The organism is Pseudomonas sp. 5Vm1k (genome assembly GCF_056161485.1).
In genome coordinates this window covers 1-16,246 of sequence record NZ_JBSPCZ010000022.1, presented here as the reverse complement: position 1 = coordinate 16,246, position 16,246 = coordinate 1, and the positions used below count along the sequence as shown (strand labels likewise).

Annotated in this window: 14 protein-coding genes; 5 read left to right on the top strand and 9 right to left on the bottom strand. The window is 60.0% G+C overall.

What is annotated here, in order from left to right:
• Positions 1–26: 26 nt before the first annotated feature.
• Positions 27–1,088, top strand: coding sequence for a calcium/sodium antiporter (locus tag ACWIKB_RS28940; RefSeq protein WP_475270948.1), 1,062 nt, complete (start codon positions 27–29; stop codon positions 1,086–1,088).
• Complete coding sequence (locus ACWIKB_RS28935; protein ID WP_475270947.1) at positions 1,085–1,465, top strand: carboxymuconolactone decarboxylase family protein; 381 nt, start codon at positions 1,085–1,087, stop codon at positions 1,463–1,465. The genes ACWIKB_RS28940 and ACWIKB_RS28935 overlap by 4 nt, the downstream gene beginning before the upstream one ends.
• Positions 1,466–1,621: 156 nt before the next feature.
• Here ACWIKB_RS28935 and ACWIKB_RS28930 read toward each other — a convergent pair whose 3' ends face one another.
• The 5 genes from ACWIKB_RS28930 to kdgD all read right to left on the bottom strand — a co-directional run bounded on the left by ACWIKB_RS28930 (position 1,622) and on the right by kdgD (position 8,295).
• Positions 1,622–2,563: an AEC family transporter gene (locus tag ACWIKB_RS28930; protein WP_475270946.1), complete on the bottom strand. Its 942-nt coding sequence runs from the start codon at positions 2,561–2,563 to the stop codon at positions 1,622–1,624.
• Between the two features lie 159 nt (positions 2,564–2,722).
• A complete protein-coding gene (gene garD / locus ACWIKB_RS28925; RefSeq protein ID WP_169371616.1) occupies positions 2,723–4,276 on the bottom strand; it encodes a galactarate dehydratase in 1,554 nt (517 codons plus the stop codon).
• 11 nt (positions 4,277–4,287) lie between these two features.
• Positions 4,288–5,655, bottom strand: coding sequence for an MFS transporter (locus ACWIKB_RS28920; RefSeq protein ID WP_475270943.1), 1,368 nt, complete (start codon positions 5,653–5,655; stop codon positions 4,288–4,290).
• Between the two features lie 208 nt (positions 5,656–5,863).
• Positions 5,864–7,309, bottom strand: coding sequence for an aldehyde dehydrogenase family protein (locus tag ACWIKB_RS28915; RefSeq protein WP_054616142.1), 1,446 nt, complete (start codon positions 7,307–7,309; stop codon positions 5,864–5,866).
• Positions 7,310–7,383: 74 nt separating this feature from the next.
• Positions 7,384–8,295 carry a 5-dehydro-4-deoxyglucarate dehydratase gene (kdgD, locus tag ACWIKB_RS28910; RefSeq protein ID WP_054049959.1) on the bottom strand — a complete coding sequence of 304 codons (912 nt, stop codon included), beginning with the start codon at positions 8,293–8,295 and terminating at the stop codon, positions 7,384–7,386.
• A 236-nt stretch (positions 8,296–8,531) separates the two neighbouring features.
• Here kdgD and ACWIKB_RS28905 point away from each other — a divergent pair, with 236 nt between their 5' ends.
• Both ACWIKB_RS28905 and ACWIKB_RS28900 read left to right on the top strand, forming a co-directional pair.
• A complete protein-coding gene (locus tag ACWIKB_RS28905; RefSeq protein WP_475270942.1) occupies positions 8,532–9,830 on the top strand; it encodes a phospholipase in 1,299 nt (432 codons plus the stop codon).
• Positions 9,831–9,845: 15 nt separating this feature from the next.
• Positions 9,846–10,037: a hypothetical protein gene (locus ACWIKB_RS28900; protein WP_475270941.1), complete on the top strand. Its 192-nt coding sequence runs from the start codon at positions 9,846–9,848 to the stop codon at positions 10,035–10,037.
• Positions 10,038–10,196: 159 nt separating this feature from the next.
• Here the strand turns inward: ACWIKB_RS28900 and ACWIKB_RS28895 are convergent, their stop codons facing one another.
• The 4 genes from ACWIKB_RS28895 to ACWIKB_RS28880 form a co-directional block, all read right to left on the bottom strand.
• Positions 10,197–10,946: a FadR/GntR family transcriptional regulator gene (locus ACWIKB_RS28895; RefSeq protein ID WP_054616145.1), complete on the bottom strand. Its 750-nt coding sequence runs from the start codon at positions 10,944–10,946 to the stop codon at positions 10,197–10,199.
• A gap of 195 nt (positions 10,947–11,141) precedes the next feature.
• The gene (locus ACWIKB_RS28890; RefSeq protein WP_475270940.1) at positions 11,142–12,869 is read right to left on the bottom strand and encodes an ABC transporter ATP-binding protein/permease; all 1,728 of its coding nucleotides are present in this window, start codon (positions 12,867–12,869) and stop codon (positions 11,142–11,144) included.
• A 97-nt stretch (positions 12,870–12,966) separates the two neighbouring features.
• On the bottom strand, positions 12,967–13,527 hold the full coding sequence (locus tag ACWIKB_RS28885; RefSeq protein ID WP_007942792.1) for a response regulator transcription factor: 561 nt from the start codon (positions 13,525–13,527) through the stop codon (positions 12,967–12,969).
• Positions 13,520–14,782, bottom strand: coding sequence for an ATP-binding protein (locus ACWIKB_RS28880; protein WP_475270939.1), 1,263 nt, complete (start codon positions 14,780–14,782; stop codon positions 13,520–13,522). Before ACWIKB_RS28880 ends, ACWIKB_RS28885 begins: the two co-directional genes overlap by 8 nt.
• Before the next feature lie 344 nt (positions 14,783–15,126).
• Between ACWIKB_RS28880 and ACWIKB_RS28875 the strand changes: the two genes are divergently transcribed.
• Entirely contained in the window at positions 15,127–15,849 is a 723-nt protein-coding gene (locus ACWIKB_RS28875; protein ID WP_475270938.1) for an SIMPL domain-containing protein, read from the top strand.
• Positions 15,850–16,246: the final 397 nt, after the last annotated feature.

Below are 16,246 nucleotides of genomic sequence, written 5' to 3'. Positions count from 1 at the left end.
GTTTAGAAGACATCCCCCTGCTGAGCGTGATCGAACTGCTCAGCGGCCTGTTTCTGCTGATCGCCGGAGCCGAGCTGATGGTGCGCGCCGCCGTGCGCCTGGCCGCACGTCTGCATGTGCGGCCACTGATTATCGGCCTGACCATCGTCGCCCTCGGCAGTAGCGCCCCACAAATGGCCGTCAGCCTGCAAGCGATGCTCGCGCAGAATGCGGACATCGCCGTCGGCAGCGTAATCGGCAGCAGCATCTTCAACATCCTCGTCACCCTCGGCCTGTCGGCGCTGATCATTCCGTTGCGGGTGTCGCGGCAACTGGTGCGCCTGGACATTCCGCTGATGATCGGCGCCAGCCTGCTGGTCTGCGTATTGGCCTGGAACGAAGAACTGACCCGCATCGACGGCGTGATTCTGCTGGCCGCGCTGGCGTTGTATCTGGGTTTACTGTTGCGCCAGTCGCGGCACTCGGCCCGCCCGCAATCGACCCATGAAACGAAGCCACAAGCGCCGTGGATCAGCAGCCTGCTGATGATCGCCGCCGGGCTGGCGATGCTGGTGTATGCCGGCCATTTGTTGCTGGGGGCTGCGGTATCGGTCGCCACCGATCTGGGGTTGTCGGAACGGATCATCGGCCTGACCATCGTCGCCATCAGCACCTCCTTGCCCGAGCTGGCCACCTCGCTGATCGCCGCATTGCGTGGTCAACGAGAGATCGCCGTGGGCAACGTGATCGGCAGCAATTTGTTCAACCTGTTGGGGGTGCTCGGCTTTACCGCATTGGTGGCGCCGTCGCCGCTGTCGGTATCGCCCAACGCCCTGGATTTCGATTTGCCGGTGATGCTCGGCGTCGCAGCGCTGTGCCTGCCGGTGTTCTATTCCGGTTATCGGGTGACCCGGGCCGAGGGCCTGCTGTTCCTGGGTTTGTACTTGGCCTATGGGCTGCACGTGGTGTCGTTCACCACCGGCATGCCCCTGGCCGGCAAGCTTGAACACCTGATGCTGATTTTCGTCCTGCCGGCGCTGGTGGCGTTCCTGCTGTTCACGTCGCTGCGCGCCTGGCGTCGCCAACACCATAAGAGGGATGTGTCATGACCGAAAACAAAAAGCCCGGCGTTGAAGTCCGCCGCCAAGTGATGGGCGATGCGTTCGTCGACCGGGCACTGGGTAATGCCACCGAGTTCAGCCAGCCGCTGCAGGATTTCGTCAATGAACATGCCTGGGGCAGCGTCTGGAATCGCGAAGGTTTGCCGCTGAAAACCCGCAGCCTGATCACCCTCGCCGCGCTGACCGCGTTGAAGTGCCCGCAAGAGTTGAAAGGTCATGTGCGCGGTGCGCTGAACAATGGCTGCACCGTGGAAGAGATTCGCGAGGCGTTGCTGCATTGCGCGGTGTATGCCGGTGTGCCGGCGGCGATTGATGCGTTTCGCGCGGCGCAGGAAGTGATCGACACTTACCAGAAGCCGGAGTAAATCGCCGGAATTTGTGGTGACTGTTCCGTCGTCTTCGCGAGCAAGCCCGCTCCCACAGTAGATCGAACCGAACACAAATTTTGTATCCACTGGAGATCCACTGTGGGAGCGGGCTTGCTCGCGAAGGGGCCCTAAAAAATACCAAAGATTCTGAACCTAGATCCACCCACCCCACTGCAACACAAAAATCCCGATATTAGTGGTCACCGCCGCCATCAAAGTGGTGATCACAATAATCGCCGCCGCCAGTTCATGGTTGCCGTTAGCCTGCCGCGCCATGACAAAACTCGCCGCCGCCGTCGGGCTGCCGAAGTACAGGAACAGAATCCCCAACTCCGCCCCACGAAAACCCCACAACCACGCGCCAACGGTCGCCAGCACCGGCAGGCCGATCATCTTCACCAGACTTGAGCTCAACGCCATGCTGCCGCTCTTGCGCAACGCTGCCAGCGACAAAGTGCCGCCAATGCAGATCAGCGCCAACGGCAAGGTGGTTTGCGCCAGGTACTGGCCGGACGTCTCCAGCCACCCCGGCAGACTGAGCTTGAAATACGCAAACGGCGCCGCTGCAAACACGCTGATGATCAGCGGATTGCTGAACACGCTTTTGCAGATGCTCCACGGGTCGGACTTGATCACCGGGCTGTACACCGCCAGCACGATGGTCGAGAGGGTGTTGTAGAACAGGATGACCAGTGCCGCGAGAATCGCCCCGAGAGAAATCCCGTAGTCGCCGTACATACTGGCCGCCAGCGCGAGGCCGATGACGCCGTTGTTGCCGCGAAACGCGCCCTGGGTGTAGATGCCCCTGTCTTCCCGCGGACACTTCCAGATCGCCCAGCCCCAGGCTCCAGCAAAACTCACCAGCGTGGCCAACGAGAAATAGATCAGCAGCGCCGGTTGCAACGCCGCGTGCAGGTCAGCATGCAGGATGCCCAGAAACAGCAACGCCGGCATGGTGACGTTGAACACCAGGGCCGACGCGGTATGGATGAAGTTGTCGTTGATCCAGTCGATGCGCTTGAGCAGCACACCCAGAAACAGCATGGCAAACACCGGCGCGGTGATGTTCAGGGTTTCGAGGAAGATTGCCAGCATGCCGGGGAGAACCTTGGGTGGGTGTCGTTAGTGGGCTAATGATAAGCCAGCAAGTCTCCCGGCGTCTGGTCGGCCGCCTTCGCGAGCAAGCCCGCTCCCACAGGGGAATGCATTTCAAATGTGGGAGCGGGCTTGCTCGCGAAGAACGATAACGCGGTCTCAGGTAATCGGCGCCGGGTTGAACAACGTAATGTCGTTATGCAGCTTGTGCTGCTCGGCCCACGTCTGTTTCTTGCCGCTGGCCACGTCCAGGTAGTAATGAAACAACTCCCAGCCGAGGTCCTCAATCGACGCCCGCCCGGTAGCAATCCGCCCGGCATCGATATCGATCAAGTCCGGCCAGCGTTGTGCCAATTCAGTGCGGGTCGACACCTTAACCACCGGCGCCATCGCCAAACCATACGGCGTACCGCGCCCGGTGGTGAACACGTGCAGGTTCATCCCCGCCGCCAGTTGCAGCGTCCCGCAGACAAAATCACTGGCCGGGGTCGCGCAGAAAATCAGCCCTTTGCGCTTGAAGCGCTCGCCAGGACCCAGTACGCCATTGATCGCGCTGCTGCCGGATTTGACGATCGAGCCCAGGGACTTCTCGACAATGTTCGACAAGCCACCCTTCTTGTTCCCCGGCGTGGTGTTGGCGCTCCGATCCGCCTCGCCCTTGGCCAGGTAACGGTCGTACCAGTCCATTTCCCGCACCAGCTCCTCGGCGACTTCCTTGGTTTCGGCCCGTGAGGTCAGCAAGTAAATCGCATCGCGCACTTCGGTGACTTCGGAAAACATCACCGTCGCACCGGCCCGCAGCAACAAGTCCGAGGCATAGCCCAGCGCCGGGTTGGCGGTGATCCCGGAAAACGCATCGCTGCCGCCGCACTGCATGCCCAGGATCAGCTCGGAGGCCGGCACGGTTTCCCGGCGACGTTGATCGAGCTTCTTCAAACGGGTTTCGGCCAGCGCCATGATCTGCTCGATCATCTCGGTAAAACCGTGACTCGAATCCTGCAAGCGATACAGCCACGGCTCGCTCAAATCCACCGAACTATCGTTGTCGTGCATCACCTGCCCAGCCTGCAATTTCTCGCAGCCGAGGCTGATGACCAACGCTTCGCCGCCCAGGTTCGGGTTGCGCGCCAGATTGCGCACGGTGCGAATCGGGATGTAGGCGTCGGTGGCGGTAATCGCCACGCCACAGCCGTAACTGTGGGTCAGCGCCACCACGTCATCGACGTTCGGATACAGCGGCAGCAACTCATCCTTGATGCGCTTGACCGCATGATCGAGCACACCGGTGACGCACTGCACGGTCGTGGTAATCCCGAGGATATTGCGCGTGCCAACGGTGCCGTCGGCGTTGCGATAACCCTCGAAGGTAAAGCCTTCCAACGGTGCCTGGGTCGCCGGCACATCGGTGGACAGCGGCAGGCTGTCCAGCGGTGGCGCGGTGGGCATGCGCAGTTGATCTTCCTTGACCCAACTGCCGCGCGGAATCGGCTGCAAGGCGTAGCCGATGGTCTGGCCGTAACGAATCACCTGACCTCCCTCGGGAATATCCTCGAGGGTGACCTTATGGCTCTGCGGCACGAAATCCACCGTCACCAGGCCATCGGGAAACTCGGTGCCGGCCGGCACGCCCTGGTCGTTGACCACGATTACCACATTGTCCCGCTCGTGCAGGCGGATGTAGCGCGGCGAGTCGGAATGTTCAATCAACTGCATGACGCCGCTCCTCAGGAATGCGCTTGAGACAATTTGTTGGTCACTTCAGGACCATTGACTGGAGGTTCTTTCAACACCACGCGTTTGATCGGGCCAACGATCACCAGGTAGCTGAACACCGCGACCAGAGCGTTGCAACCGACAAACACCAGGGCCCATTTGAACGAACCGGTGGCGCTGATGATGTAGCCAATGACGATCGGGGTGGTGATCGACGCGATGTTGCCGAACATGTTGAACAGGCCGCCACTCAAACCGGCAATCTGTTTTGGCGAGGTGTCGGAAACGACCGCCCAGCCCAGTGCGCCAACGCCTTTACCGAAGAATGCCAGGGCCATGAAACCGACCACCATCCATTCGATGTCCACGTAATTGCACGCGACGATGCTGCTGGAAACCAGCAAACCGGCAATGATCGGCGCCTTGCGGGCGAAGGTCAGGGAATGGCCCTTGCGCAGCAGGTAATCGGAAATCACCCCGCCGAGCACGCCACCGATAAAGCCGCAGATCGCCGGCAGCGAGGCAATGAAACCGGCCTTGAGAATGGTCATGCCGCGTTCTTGCACCAGGTACACCGGGAACCAGGTCAGGAAGAAGTAGGTGATGCCGTTGATGCAGTACTGGCCCAGGTACACGCCGAGCATCATGCGATTGGTCAGCAACTGGCGGATGTAGTCCCACTTCGGACCGTCGACCTTTTTGCCTTTGCCCTTGTCCTGGTCCATATCGACCATGCCGCCGTTGTCGGCGATGTGCTGGAACTCGGCATCATTGATCATTGGGTGCTGGCGCGGGCTGTGGATAACTTTCAGCCAGATCAGCGAGAACACGATGCCGATGCCGCCCATCACCACGAACACGTGCTGCCAGCCGAAGGTGTAGACGATCCAGCCCATCAACGGTGCGAACAACACGGTGGCGAAGTATTGCGCCGAGTTGAAAATCGCCGAGGCCGTGCCGCGTTCAGCGGTCGGGAACCAGGCTGCCACAATGCGGGCGTTACCCGGGAAGGATGGCGCTTCGGCCAGGCCCACCAGGAAGCGCAGCATGAACAGCGCAACGATGGCCGTGGACATGCCGAACTCACCGACATAACCCTGGAGCACGGTGAACAGCGACCAGGTGAAGATGCTCAACGCGTAGATTTTTTTCGAGCCGAAACGGTCGAGCAACCAGCCACCGGGAATTTGCCCGGCCACGTAGGCCCAACCGAATGCAGAGAAGATGTAGCCAAGGGTGACCGCGTCAATGCCGAGGTCTTTTTGCAGGCTGGAGCCGGCGATGGCGATAGTGGCCCGGTCGGCGTAGTTGATCGTGGTCACCAGGAACAGCATGAGCAAAATCAAATAGCGGACGTGGGTCGGCTTGGTCGCTTGCATGTAGATGTACTCCCACTGATTATTTTTATGCGCGGGTGAAACGGTGTGTTCCCCGTAGGAGCTGCCGAGTGAAACGAGGCTGCGATCTTTTGATCTTCAGCACCTTCAAGGGCACCAGGATCAAGATCAAAAGATCGCAGCCTTCGGCAGCTCCTACAGGGGTTTGCGGTATCGGCGCCATCGAGGTAGCGCCGGTTACCGCGAGGTATCAGGAGCCGATGTAGCTGGTTTTCACCACGGTGTAGAACTCTTGCGCGTAGCGACCTTGCTCGCGGGAACCATAGGATGAACCTTTACGCCCACCGAACGGAACGTGGTAATCCACGCCGGCGGTCGGCAGGTTGACCATCACCATCCCGGCCTGGGAGTGGCGCTTGAAGTGGTTGGCGTACTTCAACGAGGTGGTGGCGATGCCCGCCGACAGACCGAATTCGGTGTCGTTGGCCATGGCCAGTGCTGCTTCGTAATCCGCGACACGAACCACGTTGGCCACCGGGCCGAAGATCTCCTCGCGACTGATGCGCATCGCCGCTTCGCTGTCGGCAAACAGCGTCGGGGCGAGGTAGTAGCCTTCGGTGTCGCAAGTCACCAAGCCACCCCCGCTGACCAGACGTGCACCTTCGGACTGGCCGATATCGATGTACTTCAAGTCCTGCTCAAGCTGAGCTTGCGAGACGACCGGACCGATGTCGGTACCGGTTTTCAGCGCGTGGCCGACCTTGATCGACTTCATGCGCTCGGCCACGGCTTCGACAAATTTATCGTGGATACCGGCGGTGACGATGAAGCGGCTCGACGCGGTGCAACGCTGGCCGGTGGAGTAGAACGCGCTCTGTACCGACAGCTCGACCGCTTGTTTCAGGTCGGCGTCGTCGAGAATGATCTGCGGGTTCTTGCCGCCCATTTCCAGCTGGACCTTGGCTTGGCGCGATACGCAGCTGACGGCGATCTGACGACCGACTCCAACGGAACCGGTGAAGCTGATGCCATCGACTTTCGGGCTCTGCACCAGCGCATCGCCAACCACACGACCGCTGCCCATCACCAGGTTGAACACGCCGGCCGGAAAGCCTGCGCGGGAGATGATTTCTGCCAGGGCCCAGGCGCAACCCGGCACAAGATCGGCCGGTTTCAGCACGACGCAGTTACCGTAGGCCAGGGCCGGGGCAATCTTCCACGCAGGGATCGCAATCGGGAAGTTCCACGGGGTGATCAAGCCGACCACGCCCAGCGCTTCGCGAGTGACTTCAACGTTGACGCCCGGACGTACCGACGGCAGGTAATCACCGGACAGACGCAGGGTTTCACCAGCGAAGAACTTGAAGATGTTGCCGGCGCGGGTCACTTCGCCGATGGCTTCAGGCAGGGTCTTGCCCTCTTCCCGAGCCAGCAAAGTGCCGAGTTCTTCGCGACGAGCGAGGATTTCGGTGCCGACTTTATCCAGCGAATCGTGGCGAGCCTGAATGCCCGACGTCGACCAGGCCGGGAACGCGGCGCGGGCGGCGTCGATGGCGGCGTGGACCTGAGCCAGATCGGCCTTGGCGTATTCACCGATGGTATCGGTCAGTTCGGACGGGTTGATGTTGGCGCAGTATTCACCGCCCGCAACCCATTCACCGTTGATGTAGTTATCAAAACGCTTTGCATCTGCCACGGGCTTTCCCCTTAAAAAGAAGTCCTCACACAAAAGGCCGCTGATCACTCAGCGGCCTTGTTTAATCGGTTGTGTTACTGAGCACCTTGCTTGTCGATCAGTGCGGCGAGCATTTCGTACTCTGCGCCGGTCAGATCAGTCAGCGGTGCACGCACAGGACCTGCGTCGTAGCCGGCAATTTTTGCCCCGGCCTTGACGATGCTCACCGCGTAACCGGCCTTGCGGTTACGGATGTCCAGGTATGGCAGGAAGAAGTCGTCGATGATCTTGCCGACAGTGGCGTGATCTTCGCGGGCGATGGCGTGGTAGAAATCCATCGCGGTTTTCGGGATGAAGTTGAACACCGCCGAGGAGTAAACCGGTACGCCCAGCGCCTTATAAGCAGCGGCGTAGACTTCGGCGGTCGGCAAGCCACCCAGGTAGCTGAAGCGATCGCCGAGACGACGGCGGATCGACACCATCAACTCGATATCGCCCAGGCCATCCTTGTAACCGATCAGGTTCGGGCAGCGTTCGGCCAGGCGTTCCAGCAATGGCGCGGTCAGGCGGCACACGTTGCGGTTATAGACCACCACGCCGATTTTTACCGATTTGCACACGGCTTCAACGTGGGCGGCAACGCCGTCCTGGCTGGCTTCGGTCAGGTAGTGCGGCAGCAGCAACAGGCCTTTGGCGCCCAGACGCTCGGCTTCTTGAGCGTATTCGATGGCTTGACGGGTCGAACCGCCCACGCCGGCCAGGATTGGTACGCTGGTTTCGCAGGTGTCGACGGCAGTCTTGATGATTTCCGAATATTCGCTGGCCGCCAGAGAGAAGAACTCACCGGTGCCGCCCGCGGCGAACAGTGCCGTGGCGCCGTATGGGGCCAGCCATTCGAGACGTTTGATGTAGCCAGCGCGGTGGAAATCGCCCTGGGCATTGAAATCGGTGACCGGGAAAGACAGCAGACCGGAAGAGAGGATGGACTTCAGTTCTTGTGGATTCATTATTCGAACACCCTGGGTAGCGACGTTATGTGTGAGGAAACCGTTCAGCCTTGGCCGAAGTTGTAAGTCATCGTACAACTTAAAATACAACCGTCAACTGCATTTCATCGCCGACCGCAAAATTGAGTCAGACAAGGTGGTTTCTTGACGTAGGAAGATTCTCAACTAAGCTCGTTTTAACTGTATATGCATACAGTCAAATAAGAACCTACCTACGACATATCAAGGAGCTAGAAATGTCAGGTCTACACACTCAAACCCAGGAAAAGCCGAAGCAGGTGATTGCCCGGTTCGATGATCTTTTTTCCGAGCACGGCATCACCATTGCCGGGGACAACGATCATCTGGTGCTGCACATCGCTGAACATCACAGCCATCAACCAACTTCGCTTCCCGGTAAAACCCTGAAAGGCAAACCGGTGCTGAAGTTCGAGGGCGGCGAGCACACGGCGATTGGCGACCAAACCCTGCTACGCTTCGTCGAAAACGCCGCGCCAATCCTCGCTCACGGCGTGCAACTGCACCTGCCCAACGGGCTCGCCCCGACCTACGGCCAGGTGCTGGCACTGGGCGGTGATTTCTACGGCATTCCGGATCGGCCGGTGAGCGACGGCGCCACTCCGGCTGATCGCCTGAACCGTTTTATTGCGGCTTTCGACACGCTGGCCGTGTTGTCCGCGTCAAAAGTCGAAGCGGTGCAAATTCTCGCCGTGATGCAAAAAGAGATCGATGCCGTTAAACGGGCGATCAAGGACGGCAAACAGCCCCACGAAGCCTACGATGCCCTCGGTGATACGTTGTCGGAAGAGTGGAACAAGATCACCGGCGGCGGCAGTTTCGTCTCGGCGCTGTTCCCGCTGGGGCGTTACCTGAAACTGGCGGCGAACAACGCCGACCACTTCGGCGAATGGGCGCAACAGGCTTACATCGCCGGTCACATCGCGGCGCTTCAGCACGCAGCGGCGGCCCACGCCAGTCGCGACGAAAAACAGCTGGAAGTCGCCTACGCGATGAACGCCTTTGCCGATCACTTCCTCACCGATCTATTTTCCGCCGGCCATCTGCGAGTGCCGCGCAAAGCCTTGGCGGCAGCGGTAACGCCGAGTGATCTCGGTTCGCTGATCACCCGTTTCATGCACGACGAAGACAGCAAGTTCGGCCTCAACGTGCGTAATGCCAACGGTGAGCAATGGCGCGCCTATGGGGACAAGCGCTACTTCGACGCCATCGACAGCGCCAATCGCCTGCACGTCAACGCAGCGGTTCAGGTGTCGGCGGATGAGGTGTTTGCGGCTTATCTCAGCGGCACGGTGCCGGCGCCCAGCAGTTTTGCGGCGTTGAAACAGCTGCCCGACCTGCAAGCGGTGCTGAACCTGGCGAGCAATTTCTCGCCACTGTTCCGCATCGAGGGCAGCAAAGTGCTGCGACGCAAGGACGTGAATAACTTGAATGACACCGCCACTGTGGATGATTGGTGGGGATGGAGCACTTACCTGCTGCTCAAGGACTACCACCCGACTGGCAATGTGGCCTGATAAGGAGATCTGAAGATGACGATTAAAGTGAAACTGGAATTGGCCTCGGGGCAATCATTGAAAGGTGCGCCGTTGGAGTTGTTGTCCAAGGGTGTGCCGATTGCGCGGGGGGTTGTGGATGCTCAGGGGCTGGTGGTTTTTGAGGCCAAGGCTGGGGCGGGTGAACTGGCGGTGCGGGTGGATCGGTCGATTTTGAAGGCTGGCTGAGGGTACTGCATTAAGGCTGCCGGCCTCTTCGCGAGCAAGCTCGCTCCCACAGGGAATCTTCGGCGGACACACAAATTGTGAACACCATCGATCAACTGTGGGAGCGGGCTTGCTCGCGAAAGCGGTCTATCAGACAACAAATCAGTCAGCGGAAAGAATCTACCCCCGCTGCGCCTCAGCCTCTTCATGCGCATGACGCAGCCGCTCGCGGCTATTCGTCAAATGCAACCGCATCGCTGCCCGCGCCGCATCGGAATCCTGGCGCGCAATCGCGTCGTAGATTTCTTCGTGTTCACGGCTCAGGCGATTCATGTAGTGCTGCTGGTCGTCATGGGCCAGGCGCGCCGAGTTCAACCGCGTGCGCGGAATGATGCTGGTGCCCAGGTGGGTCATGATGTCGGTGAAGTAGCGGTTACCGGTGGCCAGGGCGATTTGCAGGTGGAACTGGAAGTCCGACGCCACGGCATCGCTGGCGTGGGACGCGCTTTCGTTGAGGGCGTCCAGTGCCGCACGCATCAAGCCCAACTGCTCGGCGCTGCGACGCTGGGCGGCGAGGCCGGCGGATTCCACTTCCAGGCTGATGCGCAATTCCAGGATCGCCAACACATCACGCAGGGTGACGACGGTCGCCGGGTCGATGCGAAAGCCACTCGGGCTCGGCGTATCGAGCACGAAGGTGCCGATGCCGTGACGGGTTTCTACTTGCCCGGCGGCTTGCAAACGGGAAATCGCTTCGCGCACCACCGTCCGGCTGACGCCATGAGCGTCCATGATCGCCGACTCGGTGGGCAACTTGTCGCCACGCTTGAGCTGACCGTCGCGGATCTGCTCGGACAGCACCGTCACCAGTTCCTGAGCGAGACTGCGGCGCTTGCGAGGGAGGCGAGGTGCGTCGATCGGGTTTTCCATGGTGAACGTCTGTCTCGAAAATTCGGCTGAAATCGCATCATAGCGCAAGCGGGTTGTACGATCACCGTCGGGGTTGAACACCATTCCCCTTGTGGGAGCGGGCTTGCTCGCGAAGGCGGAGTGTCAGACACCTCAATGCTGGATGTCAGACCGCATTCGCGAGCAAGCTCGCTCCCACAGGGGGATTTGTGGTGTTTAGGCGGTCACGGCTTGATCCACCAGATGCCCGTTGTCGATACGAATGTGACGTGGGTGGAAACGCTTCAGGCTGCTGCGATGGCCGACGCTGACGATACTCAGCCCCGGCAACTCATCGATCAACGCCTGATACAGCGACGCTTCGTCCTCTTCATCCATCGCCGACGTGGCTTCGTCCATGTACAGCCATTGCGGCGCATACAGAAGCGCCCGGGCGAAGGCCAGACGTTGCTGTTCACCCGGCGACAACATGCGCTGCCAGTGATTGGCCTCATCCAGACGCGCCACCAAGTGCGGCAAGCGGCAGGTTTCCAGCACTTCCACATAACGTTCAGTCGAATACGTGTCGCCCGGCTGTGGATAACTCAACGCTTCACGCAAGGTGCCAATCGGCAGATACGGCTTCTGCGGCAGGAACAGATATCGCGCCGCCGGCAGTCGAATGTTGCCATGGCCCGCCGGCCACAAATGCCCCATCGCCCGCAGCAACGTCGATTTACCGCTGCCGGAACGACCGCTGAGCATCACGCGCTCGCCCTCCTCCACGGTCATGTCGGCGTTAGTCAGCAAGTGACGACCGTCAGCCAGGTCCAGACCGAGGTTGTGGATTTTCAGTTCCGAGCCCTGGTTTTGCACGTCGATGGCCGGCGCACGTTCTTCGTTATCGGCCATGGCCTGGCGGAAACTCAGCAGACGATCGCAGGTGGCGCGCCACGCGGCGAGGTTCTGGTACGCACTGATAAACCAGCTGAAACTCTCTTGCACGTTGCCGAACGCCGAACTGATTTGCATCAGTTCACCGAGTTCGATCTTGCCAGCGAAATAGCGCGGTGCAGCAACCATGAACGGGAAGATGATTGCGATCTGGCTGTAACCGGAGGTGAAAAAGGTCAGACGCTTGGACACCTTCATGATGTCCCAGAAGTTGTGCCAGACCATCCCGAAGCGGTTGCTCAGGCGACGGTTTTCGTTCGGCTCACCGTTGTACAGCGCAATGCTTTCGGCGTTTTCGCGAACCCGAACCATGGAGAAACGCAGGTCGGCTTCGAAGCGTTGTTGTTGGTTGTTGAGGCCGATCAGGCGACGACCGATCAAATGGGTCAGCCAGCTACCGATTACGGCGTAGACCAGCACACACCAGAACATATAGCCGGGAATGGTGACACCAAGCACCTCAATACTGCCCGACACGCCCCACAGAATGATCGAGAACGACACCAGGCTGACAATGTTGCGAAGCAAGCCAATGCCCAGTTCCAGCGTGTTGGAGGTGAAGTTGTTGAGGTCTTCGGAAATCCGCTGGTCCGGGTTATCGGTGTAGCCGCCCTGCTCTAACTGATAGTAATTTTTGTCGCCGAGCCAGCGGGCGAAGTATTTCTCGGTCAGCCAGGCCCGCCAGCGGATGGTCAGCATCTGGGTCAGGTACAGCCGATACACCGCGCCGACAATCGCCACGGCGGCAATGGCGCAGAAATACAGAATCAGCCGCCAAAAGGCTGCCTCATCTTTCTTTTGCAGGGCGTTGTAGAAATCCTTGTACCAGGTGTTGAACCACACGGAGATCCCGACGCTGATCAGCGACAGCGCGATCACGGCGATCAACAGTGTCCAGGCCTTGACCTTCTCTTCGCTGCGCCAGTACGGCGTGGTCATGGCCCAGACCTTGCGAAAAAACTGCCCGCGCACAGCATCATTGACCGCGGAATATTCAGCGTTCTGATTCATGGATAAGGCTCGATAAAGAAAAGAACACGCACGAACCGATCATAGATGATCGGCTCGGTTTGTCGCGAGGCGCGGCCAGCATTCGTTCAGCGCAGGTTCAGCGGCGAACGGGACGCTTCTGCAGTTTGCGCTGCAGCGTGCGGCGGTGCATGCCCAGGGCGCGGGCCGTGGCGGAGATATTGCCTTCATGCTCGGTCAACACACGCTGGATGTGCTCCCACTGCAGGCGGTCCACGGACATCGGGTTTTCCGGCACCAGGGTGTCGAGGTCGGCGTGCTCGGACAGCAGCGCCGCCAGCACGTCATCGGCGTCGGCCGGTTTACATAGATAGTTGCAGGCTCCGCGCTTGATCGCCTCGACGGCGGTGGCAATGCTCGAATAACCGGTGAGGATTACCACGCGCATTTCCGGGTCGAGTTCGAGCAACTTGGGCAGCAGCACCAGGCCCGAATCACCGTCCATTTTCAGGTCGAGCGCGGCGTAGTCCGGCAGGTCGGCCTGGGCGATGGTCAGCCCTTCTTCGGCGGAACCGGCGGTGCTGACGCGAAAACCCCGGCGAGCCATGGCGCGGGCCATTACGCGGGTGAAGGTGGCGTCGTCATCGACCAGCAACAAATGCGGCAGCTCTTCGCCTTCTACTTGGATCTCGTCACTCATGTTCGTCTCCTCGGGCGACACGGGGCAGGCGCAGCTCGGTAAGCGTGCCACCTTCCTCATGACTGTAGAGTTTCACTGAGCCGCCGGCGCGTGTCACGCTGGCCTTGCTCAAAAACAGGCCCAGGCCGAAACCTTTGCCCTTGGTGGTAAAAAACGGTTTGCCGATTTGTTCGGCGATGGCCAGCGGCACACCGGCGCCGTGGTCGCGAATGCTGATGGTCAAGTCCTCGGCATTCCAATCCAGCGTCACTTGCAGCCCTTCGGGGCAAGCATCGGCGGCGTTGTTCAGTAAATTCAGCAGCGCCTGGGTCAAGTCTGGCGGCGGCGCCATACGTGGCACGGTGCCCTGGCCGAGGCGCTGGAAGCGATAACTGGCTTCCGGGCGCATCAGGTGCCAACGGTTCAAGGCTTCGTCGAGCCAGTCGGTGACGTCCTGCATCTCCACCGCCAAGCGGCGATTGGCCTCAGCGGCACGCACCAGTTGTTGCAGAGTTTCTTTGCAGAGTTTGACCTGATCCTGCAGAACCTTCAGATCGTCCTGCAACATCGGGTCCGGATGATCCTGCTGCATCTCTTTGAGTAGCACGCTCATGGTCGCCAGTGGCGTACCCAACTCATGAGCAGCGCCAGCGGCTTGCGTCGCAACGGCCAACAACTGCTGGTCGCGCAGGCCTTCTTCACGGCGGATCGCGCGCAACTCTTCCTGACGGCGCAACTCTTCGGCCATACGCGCGGCGAAGAACGTAATCACCGCAGCGGCGAGGGCGAAACTCAGCCACATGCCGTACACCTGCAGGTTTTCCCGGGCAATCGGGAAGGTTTGCAGCGGGTAGAACCGCGCCAGCAGCAAGGTGTACATCGCCAGGGCGATGCCGGACAGGATCAGCGAAAAGCGCCAAGGCAAGGTCACGGCAGCGATGGTCAGCGGCACCAGGTAATAAGAGACGAATGGGTTGGTGGAACCGCCGGAGAAGTACAACAAGGCACTGTGGATAAACAGGTCGCAGGCCAGTTGCACGGCGTATTCGAGTTCAGTGACTGGCCACGAGGTGCGCAGGCGAATGGCCGTGAAGGCACACAGCAGCATCGAGCAGCCGAGGGTCATCGCCAGTTGAAACCAGGGCAATGGCAGCAAATTGAACCAGTAGGCCAGGCCCACGGAACCGGCCTGGGCGGCCAGCACCAAAGTGCGGATGAACGTCAGCCGCCAGAGATTCTGGCGAGTCGCGGAAGTGATTTGAACGGCGGCGAGCATGAGCTCTCCTGATGAGCGCTCCAGGCGGATCGCACGGAGTATAACCAAGCACGGGGGCTGGCAGGCAAAAGTGCGGCAAACGGCCACATGGCGGGGAGGATTGTGGCGTCTATAAGAACGCCTTCGCGGGCAAGCCTCGCTCCTACAGGATCGCGGCGGGCAACTGCTTTGTGAACGACACACACCTGTAGGAGCGAGGCTTGCCCGCGAATGGTCACGACACGGTAGTCAGCCATCCATCTGTATAGAAGTTGTAACTGTGCGAACCGGATCATAAAAGCTAGAGTCTGATGGTTTCACGCAGGCTCGGACCTTAACCCCTGCGCCCCTTCAAGGAGCTTTTCATGCACACATTGCGCCGCAGCGCCGCCCTCCTCGCCCTTAGCGTTGGCACCGTCGCCAGCCTCCCGGCCCTGGCTGCCGACGAATTGCATTACAACCAGATTTCCCTGCGCGCCGAAGTCAGTCAGGAAGTGGCCCGCGACCTGATGATCGTGACCCTCTACACCGAAGACCAAAACACCGACCCGGCCAAACTCGCCGCAGACGTCAGCACCACCATGAACAAGGCACTGGCTCAGGCCAAACAAGTCAAAGACATCACCCTGCGCCAGGGCAGCCGCAACAGTTACCCGATCTACGACACCAAGGGTCAGAAAATCACCGGCTGGCGTGAACGCGCCGAACTGCGCCTGGAAAGCTCGGACTTCGCCGCCCTGTCAAAACTGACCGGCGAACTGCTCACCGACCTGAAAATGGGCGGCATGGACTTCGCCATCGCCACCCCAACCCGCAAGGCCAGCGAAGACGCGCTGCTGAAAGAAGCCGTGACCGCGTTCAAGGCCCGTGCGCAACTGGCCACCGACGCGCTGGGTGGCAAGGGCTACAAAATCGTTAACCTGAATTTGAACAGCAACGGCTATCCACAACCGTTCATGCGTGGGCCGATGATGATGAAAGCGGCAGCGGGCATGGACTCGGCACCAGTGACGCCAGATGTTGAAGCCGGCACCAGCCAGGTCAGCATGACAGCGGATGGGTCGATTGAAGTGTTGATGACGCCTTGAATCGATAACCCCGAAGATAAGAACGGCGATTACAGAAGTGATCGCCGTTTTTTATTGCCCATAGTTTCTGTGGTGAATGAACTGCCGCTTTCGCGAGCAGGCTCGCTCCCACAGTTGGATCGAGGGCCGTCGGGAGGGATTGGTCGGCTGGCAGGGCGCCTTCGCAGGCAAGCCAGCTCCCACAGTTTTGACCGAGTACATCTGGGGAAATGGGTCGGCTGTCAGGCCGCCTTCGCAGGCAAGCCAGCTCCCACAGTTTTGACCGAGTACAGCTGGGGAAATGGGTCGGCTGTCAGGCCGCCTTCGCAGGCAAGCCAGCTCCCACAGTTTTGACCGAGTACAGCTGGGGAAATGGGTCGGCTGTCAGGCCGCCTTCGCAGGCAAGCCAGCTCCCACA